Consider the following 19,705-nt stretch of genomic DNA (forward strand, 5'->3'; position numbering starts at 1 on the left):
GCAGGGAGCAAAAAGGCTGTCTCACTCGTCGACTCGACTGTCGACCGGGAAAACGGTGGCCGGCGGCGGGTCAGCCACCGTCCGGCGCGGACTCCGGGCGGACGCGAGACCGACCGGCTACCCGTCCAGCTCCGCCGCGATCGCCGCGTCGATGCGTGGCTGGATCCGCTCGGCTCGTCGAGTCACGAACGCCCGCAGTTCCCTGGGCAGCCCCTCGTTCCCGTCCCGCTCCGCGAACGCCGCGAGCCGCGAGTCGAGATCCTCGAGCCGACTGTCGGCATCCTCCTCTCGCCCGTCGCGGGCGGCCGCCCGGGCGGCGACGGCGACCAGCAGCGCGGCGTCGACTGCTCGTACCACGCCGGCGACACCCCGTCCGGGGTTGCCGTTTCCGCCACCCTCGTCGTCACCGTCGTCGCTCTCCTCGTCGTCGAGTAGCCCCCCGACTGCGTCGCCGACGTCGTCGACCAGATCGCCGGCGTTCTCGTGGGCGGTCGCGACGGCGTCGTCGACGGTGTCCGCGTCGATGTTCCGCCCCGTGGGAACGTCGTCGACGGCGTCAGCGCCGTCGTCCCGGAACGCACGCACCTGCAGATGGGTTTCCACCAGATACCGGAGCAGGAACTCGATCAGCGCGAGCTTCCCCGTCTCGATCCCCGAGAGCTCGACCGTCTCGTCGTCGGCGTTCGGGTTGACCCTGATCGCCCCCTGCTCCCCCGACTCGTCGCGGATCTCGGCGGTGTAGGCGCCGTCGCGGTGGGCGTAGATGCCGAACCCCTCCTCCCCCGGGGGCCGGCCGTCGTACACCGGGCCGGCGAAGTCGTCGTCGAGCGACACCGACGCGAGCGTCGTCCCCTCGGCGGTTTCTCCGCGGATCTTCACGGCGTCCTCGTTCGCGCTCATCGGGATCGCCCCCTCGACGCCGGCACGGGTCGTGCCGCCCTCGTGGGTCAGGCGCTCGCCGTAGGGTGCCATCCCCGCGCCGTTGACAGTGAGTCGGTGGTCGCCCTCCCCCGGGTTCTCGACGGCGACGACGCCCGAGAACGAGGGAACCGCTTCCGGATCGCTCTCCAGTAGCGCGACCGTCTCGATCGAAGGGGTAACCAGCGCGACGCCGTTGCTCCCCGGCGCGTCGTCGGCGCCGGTCGTCTCCCGGACGGCGCCCAGGATCCGGCTCACGTCGCCCCCGCTCTCGATCGGCTCGTATCGGTCCGCCATCGCCGCGCGGTGCTGGGGGTCGCTGATGTCGGTCTCGGGGTTGGTGAACCGTGGCTGCCCCCACGGCACGCCGACGGTGGTGATGTGGCCCGAGACGGCGTCCTCGACGAACTCGGGGACGGTGAAGCTGAAACTCAGCTGTGGACCGGTGAACGCGTCGATGTGTTGGATCTCCTCCACGTCCGCGAGTTCGTAGCGCGCGTCGATCTCGGCGTTCGCCTCGGCGCGAACGTCCGGGACGAACGCCACGTCCCCCTCGCGTTTCGGGATGTCGTCGGGCGGGCTCGCGAGTTCGTCGAACGTGTCGACGGTGAGTTCCGCCGGGATCAGGTCCGCCGGGCGGACGTTCGGCAGTCGTTCGTGGTCCGGGAGCGGGTCGCCGTCGTACTCCGGGACGGCGTAGGGGAGCACCAGCCCCTCGTCCCGGGGGAGCCCGTACGCGAGCGGGAGCGACGCCTCGCCGGTGATCACCTCCACGGGGTCGTTGCTGATGTCCGCGGCGAGACCGTCGACCGGGGTGCGCTGGAACGTCGTCGGCCGGGCGTTCACCCCGAGCGTGCTGGAGTGGGAGCCGACCTCGCTGATGATCGACGCCCGCGCCACGTCCGGGTCGAGATGCTCGTTGTTCGGCACCTTCCGGGAGTGCGCCGAGGCGACGAACAGCACCGGCTCGCCCGTGGTCGCTGTCGGCGACCCTCCGCCGTCGGTCCCGGTTCCCTCCGCGGAGCGGTCGACGAACACGTGTAACACCTCCCAGTCGTGCCAGTGGAAGTTGGTCGTGAACTGGTCGAACGCCGAGTAGATCCAGAACTGCACGCAGGACAGCGGCGAGTCCGGGTAGTCCACCGCGTGGTAGAACACCGTCGGATGGGGGTAGTCGTTCTCGCGGGCGTCGGCGCTGTACCCGTCGAGCGCGTCGAACCCGTCGACGACAGTTTCGCCGTCCTGCTCGCTCTCGTACTCGCGTGGGTCCGTGGCGGGCCACTGCTCGCGGGCGCCGTAGTACAGCGTCGGCGCGTGGGCCTCTGCCAGCCGTCGGGACTCCTCGTCGCCGAGCGATTCGGTTTCGGCTGGCGGGCCGCCGGTGAACAGGTACGCGCCGCCGGCCGTCGCCACACCACCGCCGGCGAGCAACGAGAGGAGGCGACGTCTGCCGAGGCTGTCGAGGTCCACGGTCGTTGGGCGCGATTCACCGCGGAGGGGTATGTGTCTTTGGCTGCCACCGAAGGCGTGATACACCGCCCTCCCCACCTCTCTCGCATGGACGCAGCACTCGTGGTGCTCGACGGCTGGGGGCTTGCCCCCGACGATCAAGCCGGTCAGGACGCCGTCGGCGCGTCCGCGACGCCGAACTTCGATGCGCTCCGCGAGGCGGGCGCGTTCGGAGCGATGATCGCCCACGGCCGCCGGGTCGGCCTCCCCGAGGGACAGATGGGCAACAGCGAAGTCGGCCACACCCACCTCGGCGCGGGCCGGGTGGTCAAACAGCCCTACACCCGGATCAACGACGCCATCGACGACGGCGAACTGGGTGAGATCGACGCGATCACCGACGCGTTCGCCCACGCCGCCGAGAACGACGGCCGCGTCCACTTCGCGGGCCTCGTCAGCGACGGCGGCGTCCACTCGGATCAGGCCCACCTCCACGCGCTGATCGAACTCGCGGCCGAACGCGGCGTCGACGCCGTCACCCACGCGTTCACCGACGGGCGGGACACGCCGCCCGAGAGCGGCGTCGAGTTCCTCGGCGACCTCCAAGAGGTGATCGATGAGCACGGAACTGGCCACGTCGCCACCGTCACGGGGCGGTACTACGCGATGGACCGCGACCACAACTGGGAGCGCACCAGGGAGACGTACGACGCCATCGTAAATCGTGAGGCACGATACGAAACCGACTCCGCGGTGGCCGCGGTCGCGGAGAGCTACGAGCGCGGCGACACCGACGAGTTCGTCGAACCGACGCTTATCGCGGGCGGTCCAGCACTGGAAGACGGCGACTCGGTGATCTCGTTCAACTTCCGGGCCGACCGCACCCGGCAGCTCTGTCGCCTCCTCGGCGGCGTGAACACCGACGGCTGGCCGTTCGACCTCGACCGCCCCGATATCCGGCTGACGACGATGACCCGCTACGAGGAGACGTACCCGTTCCCGGTCGCGTTCCCACCCAACGACCCCGACGAGACGCTGGGGGAGCTGTGGGCCGACGCGGGGATGGCCCAGCTGCGGGTCGCCGAGAGCGAGAAGGAGCCCCACGTCACCTACTTCTTCAACGGCGGCCGGGAGTCGCCGTTCCCGGGGGAGACGCGCCGGATCGTCGCCTCGCCGGACGTGGCAACGTACGACCTCCAGCCCGAGATGTCGGCGCCGGAGGTGACCGACGCCGCCGTCGCGGCGATCGCGGACGACGAGCCTCACCCGGACGCGCTCGTCCTCAACTACGCGAACCCGGACATGGTGGGCCACACCGGTGACTTCGACGCCGCCGTGGAAGCGGTGGAGGCGGTTGACCGCGAACTCGGCCGCCTCGCGGAGACCCTCGCCGACGCGGGCGCACACCTGCTCGTGACCGCCGACCACGGCAACGCAGACGACATGGGAACACCCGAATCCCCCCACACCGCCCACACGTTCAACCCCGTCCCGGTGATCTACGTTTCGCCCGACGGCGACGCTGATGGGCGGACGATCCGCGACGGTGGCTCGCTGCCCGACGTGGCGCCGACGATCCTCTCGCTGCTGGGAATGGAGCAGCCCGACGTGATGACCGGCGAGTCGCTGTTCGAGTAGGGTCCAGCGGCGCTGTTGAAGTCCTCTTGGTCAGACACGGACTGCGATGAAACAGCCGGTAAGTGGGGTTGCCTATTTATCAGAGAGTTAGGCCGTTGAAGCCCCTAATTCGGTCTACATAGCACATTAAAACGGGAAATCCCCCTACGAAAGGTACATATGAATTAAAGCGGACGTTGTACTATGCCCTCCAAGCGTGACCTTCTTGGTGATGATACTCCATTTGACGGATTAGACTGGTCCGAGTTTCGGTGGAATCGAATCTTGGCTTTCTTTGGAGGTGTCAGTACTCTCGTTTTTTACCTCTGGATAGACCTATATCAGTACCTGCCTGACTGGGTTGCCGCTATTCTCGTGTCCATTCCTGTTGGGTTACTCTATTTCGGCGTTACTGAACAATCTTGGCAGACATCCATAAAAATATCAATAGGTGCTGGAGTTGGGATTGCGCTTTCCACCCATCTGGATTCTATTGGGATACACCTTTTCCAATAATACGATATAGATTACATCGATAGTCTGTATTGACCGCTCAGAGTGATCGGTCTGTACTTTGCGAGTCGGGCACTACACCTATTAGCTGGTGAGGTTTCAACAAAGCCGGTTCAGCCGAGTTCGTTCGGCCGATCTCGGAAGTGGCGGTATGCCGGCCCGGCCAGCAGGAGCACGGCCGCGACGCCGGCCGCGAGGATCAGCTGTGGGTCGATCACGGCGCCCAGCCCCTCTCGGAGCACGCGCTCGATCGACTGTCCGGCGACGATGCCCGCGACGGCCCACGGGAGTTCGCCGATCGCTGTGCCCACGACGAACGCCCGCAGGGGGACGCCCGAGAGGCCGACGCCGACCGAGACGACGTCCGAGGGTGCCGGGAGTAGGCGACTGACGATCACGCTCCGCAGGTCGCCGGTCGCGTCGACGGCTCTCGCGCCCGCGATCGCGAACCGCCCGCCGTCGGCTGAGCGTCGGGCGAGCAGGAACGGCGGCACGCTGGTGAGCGCGATCAGCGCCAGCGCGACCGGGAGCCCGCGCAGCCCCCAGCCGTAGCCGACGACGACCGCGATCAGCGTGGTCGGCCAGGCGAGCAGCGGGCGGATCAGCGCCAGCGCGACCAGCGCGGCGCCGAACCGCAACGGGTCCGCCGCCAGCCAGTCCAGCCGCGAGAGCAGCCACCGCGGCGAGGTGAGCGCGGCGCCGAGGCCGACGGCGAGGAGGACCGCGACCCCTATCGCCGCGCGAGTACGTCGCTGCACAGTCGTCCTCCAGGGTCGAGGGCGATGGGGCTTGTGGTCGGCGTCCCCGGACCGAGAGACACACAAGTCCTCGCCGTCCAGACCCGGCAATGAGCGAGATCGACGTGGAGCCGGTCGACTCCGTCGAGGACGAGGAGTCAGTCGACGTGGAGTCGTCCGGCCACGACGCCCCGGAGACGATCGACGTCGAGACTGCCCTCCCCGAGAGCGTGGACGCGCCGGAGTACGTCCTCTACGGCGGCAAAGGCGGCGTCGGCAAGACCACCTGCGCGGCGGCGACGGCGCTAGCCTCCGCCGCGGCCGGGACGAAGACGCTCGTGGTTTCGACCGACCCCGCGCATTCGCTGTCGGACACGCTGGACGTCGACATCCCGGCCCAGCCCAGCCGACTCCGCGAGGACGTGCCGCTGTGGGGCGTCGAGATCGATCCCGACGCCGCGATGGAGGAGGGGTTTTTCGCCGCCCAGCAGGAGGAGGGGCCGGTCGGCGACATCGCGGGGATGCTCGGCGAGGGCGCGGGGATGGAGTCCCTGCTCGGGGGCACGATGCCCGGCGCCGACGAGGCCGCGGCGATGCAGAAGCTGATCGAGCACATGGACGATCCGCGGTTCGACCGCGTCGTCGTCGACACGGCGCCGACGGGCCACACGCTGCGCCTGCTCCAGCTGCCGGAGATGCTCGACACGATGGTCGGCCGGATGATGAAGCTCCGCCAGCAGTTCTCGGGGATGATGGACGGCATCAAGGGGATGTTCGGCGGCGGCGAGGGCGACGACGCGGCGGGCCGCGAGGACCTCGACGAACTCAAGGAGCGCATCGAGCGCCTGCGCACGCTGCTCCGGGACCCCGAGCGCACGGATTTCCGGGTCGTGATGGTGCCCGAGACGATGAGCGTCACCGAGTCCGAACGGCTCGTAAACAGGCTTGACGAGTTCGACATCCCCGTGAGCACGCTCGTCGTCAACCGCGTGATGGAGGACCCCGCCGACGTGGCGGATCTGGACGATATCGCCGACGACTGGATCGTTACGCCGAGCCTGGAGGACTGTGAGTTCTGCCAGCGACGATGGAACGTGCAGCAGGACGCGCTGGGCCGGGCGAGCGACCTGTACCGCGGGCGGGACGTGAAGCGCGTGCCGCTGCTGGCCGACGACGTGCGCGGTGAGGCGGCGTTGCGGGTCGTTGCGGCGTGTCTGGACTGATTCGTTGGTGAGTGTGGTTTCTGGCTTTTCTGTGACTGGGTAGCCGACTGCTACTGCGACCGCAACAGCATCTCGATGCTAGACCACTTGTGACCGCAGAGTGCCGAGCACGAGGCTCGGCACAGCCCGGAGTCCCCACCCCTCCCCCCGCGGGCGCGACGGTCGCGCCCGCGAGGCGTCCACCGCCACCGTACTGCCGCGACTGTCGGCGCGAGACGCGAGCGGCTCCGTCCGCGAGTCAGCGCGAGGGACGAGTGACTGAGCGCCAGCGAAGGAACGAGTCGGCTGGGGAGGTGTGAGGACTGTGCGGGGCGGTTGCGGTCACAAGTGGCCAACGATACTCCTGCTGTTGCTGCTCGCGGTTGCTAACGAGCCACCAAACCACGACCAAACGAACCGACTCCCCCTGCGACACAGTCACCACGGAGAACGAACAGAGAAACGACCTAACGACTTGCTTACGCGAACCGCTTCCGCGCGAACCGCACCGCCAGATCCCGCACCGAATCCGGCAGGAACCGCGTCTTCACCAGCAGCTCCGCGACGGTCCCCACGGGCATCCGTGCGGGCGGGTTCGTGAGGTTTGCGGCGTCGACGATCGTCGTCGCCACGTCCTCGGGTTCGACCGCCCCCGGACCGCCACCCCCCAGCGCCTCGGTGTCCTCGAACGCCGACCAGAACCACTCGTAGGCGCCGGTGCGCTCGGTGCGGTCGGTCTCCTCGTCCGCCCGCTCGTCGAACTGCGTCCGCACCGGGCCGGGTTCGACCAGCACGGCGTCGATGTCGTGGCCCTCGACCTCCCAGCGCAGCGCGTCGGTCATCGCCTCCAGCGCGAACTTCGACCCCGCGTAGGCGCCGCCGCCGGGCACCGACACCCGCCCGGCGACCGAGGAGAGGTTCACGACCGTCCCCGCCCCGGCCTCGCGCATGTGCGGCAGCACCGCCCGCGTGAGGCGGTGCGGGCCGTAGACGTTCACCGCGAACTGGTCCTCGACGGCCTCCACGGGCACCTCCTCGGTCGGACCGAACTGGGCGTACCCCGCGTTGTTGACCAGGCAGTCGATCCGGTCCTCGTTGCGGAGCATCCGGTTCACGACGTTGCGCACGTCGCTGTCGTCGGTCACGTCGAGTTCGTCGACCACGCAGTTCTCGTGCTCGCCCAGGCCGTCGATATCGTCGGGGTCCCGGGCGGTCGCGTACACCGTCCAGCCGTCGTCGAGGAACGCCTCGGCGGTGGCGCGGCCGATGCCCGACGAACAGCCAGTGATCAACACCGTCTCCGGTCGCATGATTACGCCGTTGGTCGGCCGAGGGTTAAGTGTGAGCAAACAGGGCCGAGAGAGCGAGCGGTCGCGAGCTACTCGTACTCCGCCTTCACGTCGTCGGCGTACCGATCCGCCAGCCGCGTCGGCTCCGGCAGCTTGTACCCCGCACACAGCGCGTCGACCAGTTGGACCGTCGTCGCCGCCGAGACGCGGTGTCCGGGCGAGACGTAGAGCGGGTTGATCGACTGGGCTCGGTCCCACTGCCGGGACTGGTAGGCGTGGCCGATCACGGTTCCCTCCGGTGCCTCGACGTCCTGCTCGCGGGTCGTTTCACTCCCCGTCGCCGGCGGCCTTGCCGCCGGCTTCCTGCGGGACCTTCGGTCCCGCTCCGTTCGCTTCTCCGTGGTCTCCCGCCGGTCGACCACGCTCTCCCCTGACTCGATCGGCGTCGACCAGCCCGCGGGCCGATCGTCCGTCGGTTCCCGGGGCGTCCCACAGAGGAGGCTCTTCGCGACGCCGATGCTCGGCAGGTCCAGCGCGACGCCGACGTGGGTCGCGATGCCGGCCTGCCGGAAGTGGATCCGGCCCGAGCCGTCGAACACCGCGAGGTCGGGATCGACGGCGAGTTCCTCGAACGCCGCGAGGATCGGTCCGCCCTCGCGGAACGCGAGCAGCCCCGGGATGTAGGGAATCTCGAGCGGCGTCACCGCGTGGGTTCGCTCGATCACGGTGCCGTCCTGGATCGCCACGATCGCCGACACCGCGCGCTCGTCGAGGAACGCCTGATCGATGCCGACGATCACCGGCGCGTCGCTGCTGCCGAGCCGCTCGTTGCCGGTGCTGTCGGCCTCGACGGGGCCGTCCACGCCCACCGTGTCGGGGTCGAACGGCAGGTCGTCGGTGAACGTCGCGGCGTCGGCGATCTCACGCTGGAGCGCCTCCATCTCTTCACGGGAGAGTTCGGGATCGGGCCGGAACTCCGGGTGGGCGAGCTCCACGGCTCAGAACCGCCCGCCGCCGCGGCCGGGACCGCCGCCGCCACCGAACTGGAGCCGCTGGGGCGGGTCGACCTGCCCTTGGATGTAGGTGCCGTAGACGAGGCCGATCGCCAGCCCGGCGAGGTGGGCCCAGTGGGCGACGTTCCCGCCGCCCTGGAAGGCGCCGAACCCCGACAGGAGGCTGAACGCGGCGAACCCGATCGTGAGTAGCCAGATGGGTACCGGGATGAAGAAGTAGAGGTACACCGTCAGCCCGGGGTTCAGGATGGTGAGCACGCCCATGATCGCCAGCAGCGCGCCGCTGGCGCCGAGCACGCCGACGGAGACGTTCGGGCCGACGAGCAGCATCGTCGCGCCGATCTGGGCGAGGCCGGCGGCGGCGCCGGAGACGAGGAACAGTCCGACGAAGCGCTTGGTGCCGATCCGGCGCTCGACCACCTGGCCGAAGAAGAAGATCCCGATGCTGTTGGCCGCGATGTGGACGATGCCGCCGTGGGCGAACACCGACGTGACCCACGTCCAGACGTACTCCGGGTGGCTCGACTGCAGGACGAACAGCGCGCTCTCGACGCCGTCCATCCCGAACGCCCGGAGCCCGAGCTGGATCACCCACGTGACCCACATCAGCAGCAGGAGCACGAACGTCGCGTTGTTCCGGACGTAGCTCCGCCAGAGCGACCGGGCGCGCTCGCGGACGCCGAGTCCGCCCCCGCGGCCCGTACTGGTGTCACGCTCCTCGGCCTGGTTGAACACACCGACGGGGTCGTCCCACTCCAGCCCCGGGCAGTCGTGGTTCTCCGGGAGCCGGTGTTCCGCACAGAACGAGCCGCCACACCGTCGGCACTCGTACGGCATGTTCTCTTGCTTGCCACACTCGTCGCAGGTCGCCATTACGCCGGGGTTGGCGGGGGCGGCTAATAGGTCTGGGGCTCTCGGCCCGCTACAGATGCTTGCGCAGGTAGCGGTACGGCGCGAACAGCGCCTCACCGATCCGGCCCCGGTAGCCGCCGGCCGCCGCGGTCGCGTAGACGATCACCGGCACGCCCCGCTCCTCGGCCAGCGACACCGCGCGGTCGGTGGTGGAGCCGAACACCCACTGGCGCAGGAACCGCGTCCGGCTCGCGCCGACGACCAGCGTCGCGTCGTGCTCGGCCGCCTGGTCGACCAGCGTCGCCGCGATGTTCTCGCCCGTGAGCGTGTGAACGTGGACGTCCTCGTCGTCGTCGAACACCGCGAGCGTCGGCTCGACGTCCTCGGCCATCCCGCTCTCGCCCTCGGGTTCGACGCTGACCACGTCGATCCGGCTCCCCACGTCGGCCAGCCGTTCGGCCAGATCCAGCAGCGCGTTGTGGTGGGGGCCGCCGCCGGCGCCGATGGTGACCCGCGAGAGATCCTCCGGCGTGTCGCCCCACCCCCCGACGAACAGCGTGTCACACGGCGCCTCGTACTCGACTTTCTCGGTGATGTGGGGGTTGTCCTCGGGGATCCCCATCAGGATCCGGTCGACCTCGTCGTCGCGGGCGGTCTGGAGGATGTCGAACGCGACGTCCTTCGAGACATGCCCCTCCGCGAGCAGGTCCGCCGACACGTCGCCCTCGATCTCCGCGAGGTCGGATTCGAGCTCGCGCATCCGCTCCTCGGCCGTGTCGAGGAACGCGGTGGAGTCCGCCTGGTCGGGGACGTTCACCGTGTTGAGCACTTTCACGACCGGCGTCCCGTCGTGGAGCTCGCCGATCCGGGCGGCCAGGCGCGCGTGGTCGACCGCCCGATCCAGCCTGTTGATCGGTACCAGCACCGTGAAGCGGTCGTCGACGCTCGGGAGCGCGTGGCCCTGCCCGCCGTCGCCGATGGAGCCGACCACCTGCCGCTCGCTCGCGGCCTCCTCGACCAGTTCGTCGGCCTCGGGGGCGCCACCCCAGAGCAGGTAGGCGACGACGACCAGCAGCGTGAGCCCGATGCCGATGATCACGCCGAGCGTCGGCAGCTTGTACACCAGCGCGAGATTGGCGATCACGCCGAGGATCGGCAGGTACGGGACGAGCGGCATCTCGAACCCCCGGGTGAGGTCGGAGTCGTTCCGCCGCGAGTAGATCAGCGCGATGTTGACCACCGACAGCGGTATGAGGAGGTTGAACGTCGCGAACCCGGTCAGCGGGTTCAGACCGAGCGCCGCCCACTGGAGCCCCACCGAGAGCGGGTCGAGGCTGAACGACGGGACGAGTATCTGCCCGAGCAGCCCGTGGTGACCGAACAGCGTGATGAACACGAAGATCAGCCCCGCGATGACGGCCGTCGCGCTCCAGACCGAGAAAAAGGGCGTCCCGTAGTCGGGATGAATGCGGGAGAACTTCCGGGGGGCGTCGCCCTGCCGCCCCATCAGCGAGCCGATCCCCGAGGCCGCAAGGATCGACGCGTTCGACGCCGACACCATCGAGAACACCGCGCCCGCGACGATCAGCAGCTGGCCGAACGGGCCGAGGAACGCGGCTGCGACTTTCCCCATCGCGGTTTCGCCGGCCTGCAGCACCTCGCCGCGTGGCTGGCCCGCGATGGTTTCGGGGGTGTTCACCATCGCGATGATGACGAACGTGTACAGCACGGTGACCGTGACGATCGAAGCCGCGATCGCTTTCGGCACCGTGTTCTTCGGGTCGATGATCTCGCCGGCCGAGGCCGCGATCGCCGAGAAGCCGAAGAACGTGATGAAGGCCAGCGCGGCCACCGAGAGGATGTCGGTCGACTGGCCGATCACGCTGCCGAAGCCGCCCGTGAACGTCGCCGTCGCCTGGCTCGGCCCGGCGAACTGGATCGCGCCGCCGATGAACACGAACAGCACCGCCACCTTCGCCGCCGTGACGACGACCTGGAAGGTGCCGGACTCCTCGGTCCCGCGGGCGTTCAGCGTTCCGAGAAGGACTGCGGCGGCGATGCCGACGCTTCCGTGGGGGAGCACCGATCCGACCGACTCCGGGAGGATGAACAGGAAGAACCACTCGTCCATCGTCGCGAGGTAGAAGGCGGTCGTTCCCGTGTACCCCAGGAACAGCGACGCGCCGATCGCGTAGGTCAACAGGTCCCGGTCCTCGAACGTCCGGGAGGAGAACAGGTAGCCGCCGCCGTTCTCGGAGTAGATCGACGCGAACTCCGAGTACGCCGCGGCGGTGATGCTCGCGACTAGCGCCGCGATCACGAAGGCGATGACGGCGCTGGATCCGATCCGGTAGACTGCGGTCCCGGACAGCGAGAAGATCCCCGCTGCGATCATCGTCCCCAGCCCCAGCGCGAACGCGACACGGAAGCCAAGCGTACGAGTGCGCTCTACCACGTTAGACCACCCGTTCGATCGGGGGCGGCGGCATGAGCCACGTCTCGTGGCGTCACGAACATACCACTAATCCTCAGGTAGCGAGGAAAAAATCCATCGGGTGGCGGACGGCATGACGGATATCTAACCCGTCCGCCGACCGTGCTGCGGTCGGGTCGACTGTGGCGTTACCGGTACTCCGTCACCGTCACTGTGTAGCTCCCCGACCCGGTGTAGGAGTCCACGTCGATCTGGAGCTCCGTGGAGTCGTCGGGGCTGTCGATCACGACCGTCTCCTGGCTGTTCGCGGTGTAGGAGGCGTAGTCGTAGTCGTTCGGCGACGCGTTCTGCGTGGTCCCCGTGTTGACGTAGAGGTCGAAGTCGGCGTCCGCGGGGCCGTCGAGTTCGATCACGACCTGCGAGGGGCTGTCGTAGCTCCACGCGTAGCTGTAGTCGTCGTAGTCCCAGTACCCCGTGAGGCTCCCGCTGACGGAGGCCGAGGTGGAGTCGCCGTCGCCGCCGTCGCCCCCGTCGTCACCATCGTCACCGTCGTCGCTGCCGGGTTCGGTGGTGACCGCCGCCGCGGCGTCGACCTGCCCGCTGCCCTGCTGGCTCTCCGGGAGGCCGATGTCGGCGGCCGTGTTTTTGAGGTGGTTCCGCAGGTCGGCGTTCGAGAGGTCCCACTGGGCGAGCGCGAGGCCGGCGACGCCGGAGACCACCGGACAGGCCATCGAGGTGCCCGAGAGCTGTTCGTAGCTCCCGCGGGCCCCCGTCGTCGTCGAGTACACGTCGACGCCCGGCGCGGCGAGTTCGACCGAGTCGCCGTACTGGGAGAACGACGCGAGGTTCTCGCTGTCGTCGACCGCCGAGACCGCGAGACACTCCGAGTACGCCGCGGGGTAGGAGACCGACGCGGAGCCGTTGTTCCCCGCCGCTGCGACGACGAGCGCGCCGTTGTTGGTGGCGTAGCTCACCGCGTTCTTCATCGTCTCGGTGTACCCGCCGCCGCCGAGGCTGAGGTTGATCACGTCGGCGCCCTGGTCGGCGGCCCACTGGACCGCGTCCGCGATGTCGGCGGTGGAGCCGCGGCCGCTCTCGTCCAGCGCGCGGCCGTTGATCAGCGTGGAGTTCCCCTGGCCGGCGACGCCAGTGTCGTTGTCGACGACCGCGGCCGCACAGCCGGAGACGTGGGTCGCGTGGTACTCGGTCTGTGTGTCGTCCGGCGCCGGGTCGGAGTCGCCGTCGGCGAAGTCACGCCCGGGGTCCGAGGCGTAGTTGCCCGCGAGATCCGGGTGGTCGTACTGTGCGCCGGTGTCGACGACGGCGATCGTCACGTCCGAACTGCCGAACGTGGTGTCCCACGCCGACGGCGCGTTCACCTGCTCGGGCGCGTACTGGCTGCCGAACTGCGGGTCGTTCGGCGTCGCGAGCGACTCGTAGGTCGCGTTCTCCTCGGCGTACTTGACGTGGTCTTTCTTCGTGACCGCCTCGATGAAGTTCTCCTTCGCGACGTCGGCGGCCTGACTCGGGAACTCCACCGCGACGTACTGTAGCGTCTCGTTGGTGTGGACGACTTCGGCGTTGCCCGGCACGGCACTCGTGACTGCCTGCTCGGTGTTGTCGGCCGTCGCGGAGACGCCGACCAGGATCTCCTCCTTCTTCGGCCCGGCACCACGACCCGGCGTCGCGGAGCTCACGCCCGCGAACCCCGCGGCGGCGCCCAGCGCGCCGATACCTTTCAGAACGCTTCGCCGTCCTCGCTGTGTCTCGTCACCGTTTAACATGGCGCGCTATCATAACTGAGGATCGGATATATATTACTATCGGTATAGCATGGATATTTCTTTTTGGGGAGTAAATAGTTCCCTTCCGTGGCGTTCGATCATCAGAATCAGGGGTGATCACCGGTTCCCGGAAGCGATATCCCGGGGCGGGCGCAGGGACGGATATGGACTGGCTGGGGCGGCTGTTCGGCGATCGGCGCGAGGGGGTCGCGCTGTTCGTTGACGGGCCGAACGTGTTGCGCGAGGAGTTCGACGTGGATCTGGACGACGTGCGCGCGGCCGCGGCGGCGTCGGGCCGGGTCGTCACGGCGCGGCTCTACCTGAACGAGCAGGCGCCGGGGAGTCTGATCCGGGCGGCGGAGGCCCACGGGTTCGAGGTGATCACCACCAGCGGCGACGTCGACGTGAAACTCGCCGTCGACGTCTCCGAGTTCGTGCTCCGGAACCGCGTCCGGACGATCGCGATCGCGTCGCGGGACACGGACTTCAAGCCCGCGCTGGAGCTGGCGGGCCGGGAAGGTGTGCGGACGCTGGCGATCGCGCCGGGGAGCCACGGGCGTTCGGACGCGCTGCGGAGCACGGCGGACGAGAGCGTGACGCTGGAGGAGTAGGCTGATTCTCTGCGGATTCTGATTGGCTGTGCGGTGGCGCGAAGCGCGAGCGGCGACGGCCGCGCCTCAGCGCGAGGTCCTCGTGAGCGGAGCGAACGAGGGCACGAGAGAGCTTGCTCTCTCGGAGGACGAACGAGCGAACGGACGTGAGCGAGTGAGTCGGTTGGGGAGGTTCGTGGGCTGTGCGGGCGGGACTGAAAGGGGCTGGCTGCTCCGGGAAGGCGGGCGACGCAAGCACCGGAGCGAAGCGAGGAGCGTAGCGAGCCCCCCGACCGGAGCAGCCAGGGGCTTTCACGGTGTTGCTGACCCAGTCAGTCGAACACGAGGGAGTTCGAAAGCTCGAAAACCTGTGGACGAAGAAGAACCGCTCCGATACGCCTTTCTCAGTCCCCCACCCACCCAGAGCCGTGACAGAGAACGCAGAGCGCCGACTCGCCCGCCGGATCGCCGGCGAGGTCGTGCTCTCCGACGACCCCGGCGCGACGCTGCGGAAGTGGCGCACCGACTTCGAGGTGTCCCAGACAGCCCTCGCGGAAGAGCTCGGCGTCTCCTCGTCGGTCGTCTCCGACTACGAGAGCGGCCGGCGGGAGAGCCCCGGCATCGGCGTCGTCCGCCGCCTCGTCGAGGGGCTGCTCGCTATCGACGCCGCCCGCGGCGGCGCACACATCCGCCAGTACGCCCGCGTCGTGACCGCGGGGTTCGAGAGCGACATCGTGCTCGACCTCCGGGAGTACGCCCGCTCGGTGCCGATGGACGAGTTCTACGCGGCCACCGGCGCGACCGAGCTCGCCGACGGCGGCGCCGAGAGCGTCAACGGCCACACCGTCATCGACAGTATCGAGGCGATCACCCGCCTCTCCAGCGAGGAGTTCTACCGCCTCTACGGCGAGTCGACCGACCGCGCGCTCGTCTTTACGGAGGTCACGCGCGGCGAGTCGCCGCTGGTGGCGCTGCGCGTGCTGACGCCGACGCCGAACGCCGTCGTGCTCCACGGGATCGAGCCCGACGACGTGTGGGATCACGCGCCCGCGCTCGCGAAGCGGGACGGGTTCTCGCTGGCGGCGTCGACGAAGGATCTCGACGGGATGCTCGCGGATCTGCGCGCGCTGCCCTGAGCCACGGCGGTCCCTGTCACGCTGCCCCGCGAAAACACGGGCTTAAACCGCTCGAACGGGAACCACGGGTATGAGCGACTCAGCCGAGCGCGTCCCCCTCCCCTGTCCGTCCTGCTCGCCCCGCGAGCAGACGGTCCACGAGGTACTTTCGCCGGGCGGGCAGTCGACGGTTCGCTGTACGGAGTGTGGCCACGTCCACAAGGAGACGATCGAGACGCCCGACGAGATCACCGTCGACGTGGTGGTCTCGCAGGACGGCGACTCGTACAAGACTACCCTCGACGCCGAGAGCGAGGAAGAGATCGAGGCCGGCGACGAGTTCGTCGTGGAGACGGAGGCGGCGATCCAGCAGGTCGAGGTCACGAGCATCGAGGTCGGGCCCGAGCGCCGCACCGAACACGCCGACATGGACGAAGTGGAGACGGTCTGGACCCGCGTCGTCGACAACGTCGGCGTCAACGTCACCATCCACCCCAAGGAGGGCGACGGGCGCAACGAGCAGTCCCGCAGCACGAAGGTGTTCGTCCCCGGCGACTTCGAGTTCGTCGTCGGCAAGAGCTACGAGTTCGGCGACGACGAGTTCACGGTCGACAGCCTCCAGCTCCGGGACGCCGTCGCGGACGACTACCGGCACAAGAAGCTCGATCACGAGGGCGACCTCGCGTTCGCGAAGGACGTCAAGCGCGTCTTCGGCCGCGACGAGAAGACCAGCGCCTGGTCGGCCTGGTAGCGGAAACGATTTCTCCGACGCGTTCGGTCGTTCCGACCAATGAGCGACGACGATACGGACGATCCGGCCGAACGCTTCGCGACGACCGCCGAGCAGTACGCCGTCTATCGTCCGGCGTACGACGACCGGGCGATCGAGTACCTCCGGGAGCGGTTCGCCCTCGACGGCACCGGCCGCCTGCTCGACCTCGGCTGTGGCACCGGCCGCCTCGGCGTCGCGCTGGCACCGCACGTCGGCGAGATCGTGGGTGTCGATCCGAACGAGACGATGATCGAGTACGCCCGGGAGCGCGCCGCGGTCGTGGATGCCGAGAACACCGACTGGCGAGTGGGGAGCGACGCCGACCTCCCCGAGATGGCGGACGAACTCGCCCCCCTCCGACTGACCGTGATGGGCCGGGCGTTCCACTGGATGGATCAGGAGCGGACGCTCGACACGCTCTACGAGATATGCGAGACCGGCGGCGGCGTCGCGCTCCTCAGCGACACGGAGTGGCTCGCGCGCGGAACGGCGGAGTGGCAGACCGCAGTGTACGCGGTCGTCGACGAGTATCTCGACGATCCGCCCGAACGGACTGGCCCCGTGGAGTACGACGATCCGTGGGACGAGACGCTCGAAGCGCACGGCTTCACGGACGCCGAGGAGCGAACGTTCGAGCTCGACCGCGAGTGGGACGCAGACGGCGTCGTCGGCTACCTGCTCTCGCTTTCGTTCTGTTCGCCGGCGGTGCTCGGCGACGACCGCGAACAGTTCGAGGCGGACGTGCGCGCCGCGCTGCAGGCGTACGAGCAGCCCTACGAGGAGGAAGCGGAGACGAGCGTCGTCGCCGGCGAGCGATAGCGCGCTGCGCGCCCGCGCTGCTTCCGGCTACTTCGACGCGTTCCGCCCGAGCGACGTCCGAACACCCGAACTCGCCGCGCTCGAACTAGAGACGAATCGATGCCTCCCCGCGACGGAGTGCGTCCGCGACGTCGTCGGTCTCCCCGAGCTGGTCGAACGGCGTCGGCGGGTCGGGGGCCGGGTCCGGCGGCTGGAGTGCGGACTCCCAGTGGCCGACGTCGTGCCACTCGCCGTGTTTGTACCCCGCAGCCTCGTACACGCCGACGCGTTCGAACCCCATCGACTCGTGGAGCTCGACGCTCGCAGGGTTCGGGAGTGCGATGACCGCGTAGGCCCGGTAGTAGCCCTGTCGCCGGAGCAGTGCGAACAGGGACTCGTAGAGCCCGCGAGCGACCCCGTTCCGTCGCCGCTGCGCGTCGACGTAGACGGACACGTTGACGCCCCACTGGTACGCGGGTCGGTCGTTGTGCGGCCCGGCGTAGGCGTAGCCGACGACCTCGTCCTCGTACTCACAGACCAGCCACGGGAACCGTTCGAGCGTCTCCCGCAGCCGCGACCGCATCGACTCGACCGAGGGCGGTTCGGTCTCGAAGCTGACGTGGGTCTCCTCGACGAGTGGCGCATAGATGTCGCGGATCGCCGTCGCGTCCGCCGGAGCGGCGGCCCGGACGGTGACAGCCATAGCTGCCTGGACGGGCAAGAACCGCATAACTCTGTGGTCGCGAGCGCGGATCGTCCGCCGTCGTTCACTCCCGGCCGAGCACTTTCCGCACACACGACGGCCCGAACGGGCCCAGCTCCCCGCTCTCGAACTGGACGAAGTGCCCCGTCGAGATGGCCGCGCCACAGCGCCGGCAGTCGTACTCGCCCTCGCGTTCGACCACCTCGCTCTCGAAACTGACGTACGTCCCGCCGGTCCGGGTGCGCAGGCGGCCGTCCTCGCGTTCGATCAGCCCGCGCTTCTCGGCGTCGTCGAGGATCTCGCGGGTGAGCGCGGGGCTGGTGGTGACCGCCTCCAGACGGTCGATCGTCTCGGCCAGCGAGAGCTCCTCGTCCTCCAGGTGGGCGAGCAGTTCGAGGCCGAGCTCACGTTTCTCCTCGCGGGTCGACACGGGCGGGCGTTCTCGCCGGGGGCGCTTGAGCGTTGCGTGGCTCCACGAACGGACGTTCGCTATCCCGGGATGTGGTTTATAGCTGGGCGGCATGCCGACGCTGGTGCCGTCGAACGTGCGGAGAATGGCCTGTACGTGCCGCTACTCGAAGAACGCGACCAGCCGGTCGGCCGCCTCCTCGACGCGGGGCGTCACCAGCGCGAAGCGGAGCCAGTCGCTGTACGCTTCGCCGAACCCCTCGCCGGGCATCCCGGCGACGCCGGCCTCGTCGATGAGGCGTTCGACGTTGGCCATCGTCCCGGGGTAGCCGTCGAAGCGCGCCATCACGTAGAACGCGCCGTCCGGGCGGGTGTACTCCGCACCCGCGGCGTCGAGCGCGTCGGTGAACGTGTCGACGCGGTCGCGGATCAGTTCGCGGGCGGCCTCGTAGTAGGCGGCGTCGGCGCCCTCCAGTCCGCGGAGGACGGCGTGCTGGCCCGGCCGCGTGGTCGCGACGTTGACCAGCATGTGCCGGGCTTTCGCGTTCTCGGCGAGCCACTCGGGGAAGATGGCGTACCCCACGCGGAACCCCGTGATCGCGAGCGACTTCGAGAAACCGGAGGTGACGATGCGGTTCTCGGAGTCGATGGTGAGCGCGGACTCGAACGTGCCCGAGAGGTCGAAGTGGTCGTACACCTCGTCGACGACCGCGAGCGCGCCGTGATCCTCGCAGAGCCGGACGATCTCCTCGACCTTCCCGTGGTCGTACACCGCGCCGGTGGGGTTGTTCGGCGTGTTGAGCACGACCAGCGCGGTTTCGTCGCTCATCGCCTCGCGGTAGGCGTCGACGTCGAGGCTCCCGTCGCGGTTGGCGGGGACGAACGTCGGCTCGCCGCCGAGTATCTTCGTCTTCCCCGGGTAGTAGGGGTAGACGGGATCGGTCAGGAGGACTTCGTCGCCGAGATCCCGTTCCAGTGCGGCGGCCATCCCGAGGTAGTTCGCCTCGCCGGTGCCGTTGGTGATCACGATCTGCGCGGGGTCGACGCCGCGCCGTTGGGCGATCTCGGCTTTGAGTTCGGCGGTGCCGTCGCTGGGCGGGTACTGGAAGCGGTCGGGTTCGAACTCGGCGTACTCCTTCAGTCCGTCGCGGAGCGCCTCCGGGGGCTCCCAGTCGGGGTTGCCGCTGACCATGTCGACCACGTCGTGGTCGGCCTCGCCGACGTAGCCCATCACCTGGAAGAACTTCGGCTCCTCGTACTCCATGGGGCGTGGTGGGGGTGGCGTGGGTATGCCGTTTTCGGACGAATCAAAGTTGATGGTGGGTTCTTGGGCAGTTTGGAGTGTGGACCGACGAAACCGCGAACGGCACCGCGGAGTTCGGTGGATCGACCGAAAACACGACCGCGGAGCGAGCATGACCACTTGCGACCGCAACCGCACAGCCCTCACACCTCCCCAACCGACTCGGTCACTCCTTTCAGTCGCTCCCTCGTCCCTCGCGCGCTCGTTC

General features: G+C 68.8%; 16 protein-coding genes. 6 read left to right on the forward strand and 10 right to left on the reverse strand.

From position 1 onward, the window contains the following. Window positions 1–117: 117 nt before the first annotated feature. On the reverse strand, window positions 118–2,388 hold the full coding sequence (locus tag B4589_RS13755) for a hypothetical protein (protein WP_079234802.1): 2,271 nt from the start codon (window positions 2,386–2,388) through the stop codon (window positions 118–120). A gap of 87 nt (window positions 2,389–2,475) precedes the next feature. Between B4589_RS13755 and gpmI the strand changes: the two genes are divergently transcribed. Beyond that, a complete protein-coding gene (gene gpmI, locus B4589_RS13760) occupies window positions 2,476–4,005 on the forward strand; it encodes a 2,3-bisphosphoglycerate-independent phosphoglycerate mutase (protein WP_079234803.1) in 1,530 nt (509 codons plus the stop codon). A gap of 605 nt (window positions 4,006–4,610) precedes the next feature. Here the strand turns inward: gpmI and B4589_RS13765 are convergent. Beyond that, a complete protein-coding gene (locus tag B4589_RS13765; protein WP_079234804.1) occupies window positions 4,611–5,255 on the reverse strand; it encodes a TVP38/TMEM64 family protein in 645 nt (214 codons plus the stop codon). A gap of 89 nt (window positions 5,256–5,344) precedes the next feature. Here B4589_RS13765 and B4589_RS13770 point away from each other — a divergent pair, with 89 nt between their 5' ends. Then, window positions 5,345–6,457, forward strand: coding sequence for a TRC40/GET3/ArsA family transport-energizing ATPase (locus tag B4589_RS13770; protein WP_079234805.1), 1,113 nt, complete (start codon window positions 5,345–5,347; stop codon window positions 6,455–6,457). A 458-nt stretch (window positions 6,458–6,915) separates the two neighbouring features. Here B4589_RS13770 and B4589_RS13775 read toward each other — a convergent pair whose 3' ends face one another. The 5 genes from B4589_RS13775 to B4589_RS13795 form a co-directional block, all read right to left on the reverse strand. Then, on the reverse strand, window positions 6,916–7,746 hold the full coding sequence (locus B4589_RS13775) for an SDR family oxidoreductase (protein WP_079234806.1): 831 nt from the start codon (window positions 7,744–7,746) through the stop codon (window positions 6,916–6,918). Between the two features lie 68 nt (window positions 7,747–7,814). Then, entirely contained in the window at window positions 7,815–8,720 is a 906-nt protein-coding gene (locus B4589_RS13780; protein WP_255246097.1) for an endonuclease V, read from the reverse strand. Window positions 8,721–8,723: 3 nt separating this feature from the next. After that, entirely contained in the window at window positions 8,724–9,611 is an 888-nt protein-coding gene (locus B4589_RS13785; RefSeq protein ID WP_079234807.1) for a rhomboid family intramembrane serine protease, read from the reverse strand. Window positions 9,612–9,660: 49 nt separating this feature from the next. Beyond that, complete coding sequence (locus B4589_RS13790) at window positions 9,661–12,045, reverse strand: amino acid permease (protein ID WP_079234808.1); 2,385 nt, start codon at window positions 12,043–12,045, stop codon at window positions 9,661–9,663. A 167-nt stretch (window positions 12,046–12,212) separates the two neighbouring features. Next, window positions 12,213–13,808, reverse strand: coding sequence for a S8 family peptidase (locus B4589_RS13795; RefSeq protein ID WP_079234809.1), 1,596 nt, complete (start codon window positions 13,806–13,808; stop codon window positions 12,213–12,215). Window positions 13,809–13,972: 164 nt separating this feature from the next. Here B4589_RS13795 and B4589_RS13800 point away from each other — a divergent pair, with 164 nt between their 5' ends. The 4 genes from B4589_RS13800 (at window position 13,973) to B4589_RS13815 (ending at window position 17,104) form a co-directional block, all read left to right on the forward strand. Continuing rightward, entirely contained in the window at window positions 13,973–14,419 is a 447-nt protein-coding gene (locus B4589_RS13800) for an NYN domain-containing protein (protein WP_079234810.1), read from the forward strand. 407 nt (window positions 14,420–14,826) lie between these two features. Then, complete coding sequence (locus B4589_RS13805; protein ID WP_079234811.1) at window positions 14,827–15,534, forward strand: helix-turn-helix domain-containing protein; 708 nt, start codon at window positions 14,827–14,829, stop codon at window positions 15,532–15,534. A 70-nt stretch (window positions 15,535–15,604) separates the two neighbouring features. Further along, window positions 15,605–16,264 (forward strand): HVO_0476 family zinc finger protein, encoded by a 660-nt coding sequence (locus B4589_RS13810; protein WP_079234812.1) that lies wholly within the window; start codon window positions 15,605–15,607, stop codon window positions 16,262–16,264. A gap of 39 nt (window positions 16,265–16,303) precedes the next feature. Continuing rightward, on the forward strand, window positions 16,304–17,104 hold the full coding sequence (locus tag B4589_RS13815; RefSeq protein ID WP_079234813.1) for a trans-aconitate 2-methyltransferase: 801 nt from the start codon (window positions 16,304–16,306) through the stop codon (window positions 17,102–17,104). 85 nt (window positions 17,105–17,189) lie between these two features. On the opposite strand, the gene B4589_RS13820 is transcribed toward B4589_RS13815, so the two are convergent. From B4589_RS13820 to B4589_RS13830, 3 genes are all read right to left on the reverse strand, one after another. Further along, window positions 17,190–17,786, reverse strand: a complete 597-nt coding sequence (locus B4589_RS13820) for an arsinothricin resistance N-acetyltransferase ArsN1 family B (protein ID WP_079234814.1) — start codon at window positions 17,784–17,786, stop codon at window positions 17,190–17,192. A gap of 64 nt (window positions 17,787–17,850) precedes the next feature. After that, entirely contained in the window at window positions 17,851–18,216 is a 366-nt protein-coding gene (locus B4589_RS13825) for a DUF5830 family protein (protein WP_079234815.1), read from the reverse strand. A gap of 141 nt (window positions 18,217–18,357) precedes the next feature. Next, on the reverse strand, window positions 18,358–19,458 hold the full coding sequence (locus B4589_RS13830; RefSeq protein ID WP_079234816.1) for a pyridoxal phosphate-dependent aminotransferase: 1,101 nt from the start codon (window positions 19,456–19,458) through the stop codon (window positions 18,358–18,360). Between the last annotated feature and the right edge of the window lie 247 nt (window positions 19,459–19,705).

Origin of the sequence: Halolamina sp. CBA1230 (assembly GCF_002025255.2) — an archaeon.
In the GTDB taxonomy this organism is placed as follows: Archaea; Halobacteriota; Halobacteria; order Halobacteriales; family Haloferacaceae; genus Halolamina.

Excerpts from the sequence above, each read along its gene's own strand:
- gpmI (WP_079234803.1), top strand. The coding sequence starts at position 2,476 with ATGGACGCAGCACTCGTGGTGCTCGACGGCTGGGGGCTTGCCCCCGAC.
- B4589_RS13770 (WP_079234805.1), top strand. The coding sequence starts at position 5,345 with ATGAGCGAGATCGACGTGGAGCCGGTCGACTCCGTCGAGGACGAGGAG.
- B4589_RS13775 (WP_079234806.1), bottom strand. The coding sequence starts at position 7,746 with ATGCGACCGGAGACGGTGTTGATCACTGGCTGTTCGTCGGGCATCGGC.
- B4589_RS13785 (WP_079234807.1), bottom strand. The coding sequence starts at position 9,611 with ATGGCGACCTGCGACGAGTGTGGCAAGCAAGAGAACATGCCGTACGAG.
- B4589_RS13795 (WP_079234809.1), bottom strand. The coding sequence starts at position 13,808 with ATGTTAAACGGTGACGAGACACAGCGAGGACGGCGAAGCGTTCTGAAA.
- B4589_RS13800 (WP_079234810.1), top strand. The coding sequence starts at position 13,973 with ATGGACTGGCTGGGGCGGCTGTTCGGCGATCGGCGCGAGGGGGTCGCG.
- B4589_RS13810 (WP_079234812.1), top strand. The coding sequence starts at position 15,605 with ATGAGCGACTCAGCCGAGCGCGTCCCCCTCCCCTGTCCGTCCTGCTCG.
- B4589_RS13815 (WP_079234813.1), top strand. The coding sequence starts at position 16,304 with ATGAGCGACGACGATACGGACGATCCGGCCGAACGCTTCGCGACGACC.
- B4589_RS13820 (WP_079234814.1), bottom strand. The coding sequence starts at position 17,786 with ATGGCTGTCACCGTCCGGGCCGCCGCTCCGGCGGACGCGACGGCGATC.
- B4589_RS13830 (WP_079234816.1), bottom strand. The coding sequence starts at position 19,458 with ATGGAGTACGAGGAGCCGAAGTTCTTCCAGGTGATGGGCTACGTCGGC.